The organism is Streptomyces sp. NP-1717, assembly GCF_022695985.1.
GTDB lineage: Bacteria > Actinomycetota > Actinomycetes > Streptomycetales > Streptomycetaceae > Streptomyces.
Genome location: NZ_JAAPBF010000415.1, coordinates 1 through 2,661 on the forward strand (window position 1 = coordinate 1; position 2,661 = coordinate 2,661).

At 68.4% G+C, this 2,661-nt stretch carries 2 protein-coding genes; both read left to right on the forward strand.

What is annotated here, in order from left to right:
* Window positions 1–586 precede the first annotated feature (586 nt).
* Window positions 587–1,798, forward strand: coding sequence for a glycoside hydrolase family 64 protein (locus GXP76_RS35055; RefSeq protein ID WP_242575655.1), 1,212 nt, complete (start codon window positions 587–589; stop codon window positions 1,796–1,798).
* A gap of 163 nt (window positions 1,799–1,961) precedes the next feature.
* On the forward strand, window positions 1,962–2,576 hold the full coding sequence (locus tag GXP76_RS35060; protein WP_242575654.1) for a YceI family protein: 615 nt from the start codon (window positions 1,962–1,964) through the stop codon (window positions 2,574–2,576).
* The last annotated feature ends 85 nt before the right edge of the window (window positions 2,577–2,661 follow it).

Genomic DNA, 2,661 nt, shown 5'->3' on the forward strand with positions numbered 1-2,661 from the left:
GATACGCTCACGGGCGGTCAGCTTCCCCTTGGCATGCTGCGCCTCGGTCGCGCGGTCACTCGGGCCGCTCAGCGCCTGCCCCCGCAGCGAGTGCAGCTCGGCCACGCGCCCACGGGCGTCGACGGGCTCACTCGGCGTCTGGTCCACAACGGTCATGTACCGACCCTACGAACAACGGAGGCAAAAAGCCGCCGTCGACTCCACACAGTCTCCCGCCCGGATTCCTGGTGGGGCTGGACAGAACCGGGATGCGCGCGGGCCGAGTCGACAGCCCGGCCCCCCTCGCGCTTGTGAGGTTCCTCCAGATGTCAGCCGGACGACGGGCGGACGTCGGACGGATGTCGGGTGGCGGCCGACCGGGGAGCGGGCCGGTGGCCGGCCGGGGCCGCCGCCGATGGCCGTGGGTGAGCGACCGACGTCAGGTTGTGAAGACTCCCAAACTTTTGAGAGCGCTCTCAGTCGCAACTCTTGACGCGTCCCGGACACCTGGCGAGAGTGGGGCGCAGACGCGAGGCGCGCCCCCCACGTACCGCGCCGTACCGCGTTCCCCCCACATCTCAGGAGAACATCCGTGATATCGCGCAGAATGTTTCTGACCGGCACGGCCGCGGCGGCCACGGCGCTCACCTACCCCGCCTGGGGAAGCGCTCTCAGCCCCCGCGCGGCGGCCGCCGCCGATACCTGTGAACTCGCCCTGGTGAACAAGTCGTTGCCCGGGTCGGTCAACGCCTATGTCACCGGCCACGAGCAGGGCACCGACCGCTGGGTACTGCTCCGCGCCGACGGCAGCGTGTACAAGCCCGAGTCGCCCGCCGAGGCCAACACCCCTCTGCCGGTCGACTGCGCCATTCCGCTGAACGCGGCGGGCGGGGCGGCGGTGACGATGACGCTGCCTCAGATGTTCGGCGCGCGCGTCTACTTCGTACGCGACGACACCCTGGACTTCTTCCTGAACCCGGGACCGTCGCTGGTCGAGCCGGCGTTCGCGAGCGAGGACGACCCCAACTACGGCCGCACGTGGTCGTTCTGCGAGTTCACCTTCAACCCGCAGCAGTTGTACTCCAACATCAGCTACGTCGACCTGGTGACCGCGCTGCCCATCGGGATCACGCTGGAGGGGGACGCCAAGCACGAGGTCGCCCCGCTGCCCGAGGGCGCTCTGCAGAAGATCGCCGACGGTCTGACCGCGCAGGCCGCGGCGGACGGGCAGCCGTGGGACAAGCTGATCACACGCGGCGCCGACGGCCAGGTCCTGCGGGTGATCGCGCCGCAGAACGCGATGGCGCCGTACTTCGACCGGCCCGACGAGATGCCCTTCAGGGACGTCTTCGACGGCTACATCGACGAGGTCTGGCAGAAGTACACCACCGAGGACCTCAAGATCGACCTCCAGGGCGGTCGCGGCGTGCTGGCCGGCCGGGTCAGCGGCGACACGCTCACCTTCGCCGGCGGCCACACCTTCTCCAAGCCGACCTCGAAGGACATCTTCACCTGCAACCACGGCCCCTTCACCAACAATCCGGACGACTCGGACGACAAGAAGGCGCTCCTCGCGCGGCTGGCGGCCGGATTCAACCGCTCGACGCTGCTCACCCACCCCGACCAGCCGAACGGCGCCAACGCGGCGGACTACTACAAGGACCCGTCCACCAACCACTGGGCGCGGGTGCTCCACGCGAACACCCCGATCGGGTACGCGTTCCCGTACGACGACGTACGGCCGGACGGTGAGCCGGACGTCTCGGGCGCGGCGCACGACGGCAACCCGGTGCGCTTCACCGTGTCGGTCGGCTCCTGAGACCGGAGCCCCGGCGGTCCGACGGTGCCCCGTCACCCCCTCCTCCCGAGGGGTGACGGGGCACCGTCATGTGCGCCCACCGAAAGAAGATGTTGAACTTTGAACGAGATAGGACTACGGTGGAGGTACTTGAAGGCTAAACAAACGCTTACCGGGAGAAACCATGTCACTCTTCAACCGCAAGTCCGAGTCCGGCTCCGCCACTGCCACCGCCGTCAACCCCGAGCTGGCCGCGCTGACCGGTGAATACACCATCGACCCGACGCACAGCAGCATCAGCTTCCAGGTGCGCCACGCGATGGTCACCAACGTCCGTGGCACCTTCGGCAAGCACGAGGGAACGCTGAGCCTGGACGGCTCGAAGCCGGAGAACTCCTCCGCCTCGATCGACGTGGAGATCGAGAGCATCGACACCGGTGCGCCGGACCGTGACGGTCACCTGCGCAGCGCCGACTTCTTCGACGCCGAGACGTTCCCCAAGATGACGTTCCGTTCCACGAGCGCCGAGCAGGTCGGCGGCGACGAGTACCGCATCACCGGTGACCTCACCATCAAGGATGTCACCAAGGAGCTGACCATCGACCTGGAGTTCCACGGCAAGGCCACGGACCCCTACGGCAACGAGCGTGTCGGTTTCGAGGGCGGCACCACGATCTCGCGCTCCGACTGGGGCCTGACCTGGAACGCGGCGCTGGAGACCGGCGGTGTGGTGGTCAGTGACAAGGTGAAGCTGATCTTCGACATCTCGGCGATCAAGAACCAGCCCCAGGCCGCCTGACCCGGCAGCACCGAGGGGGAGGTACTCCGGGCCGGTGGCCCGGAGTACGGGGAGCGCTTGGCGGCGGAACGGCGCGGGGCCGCGG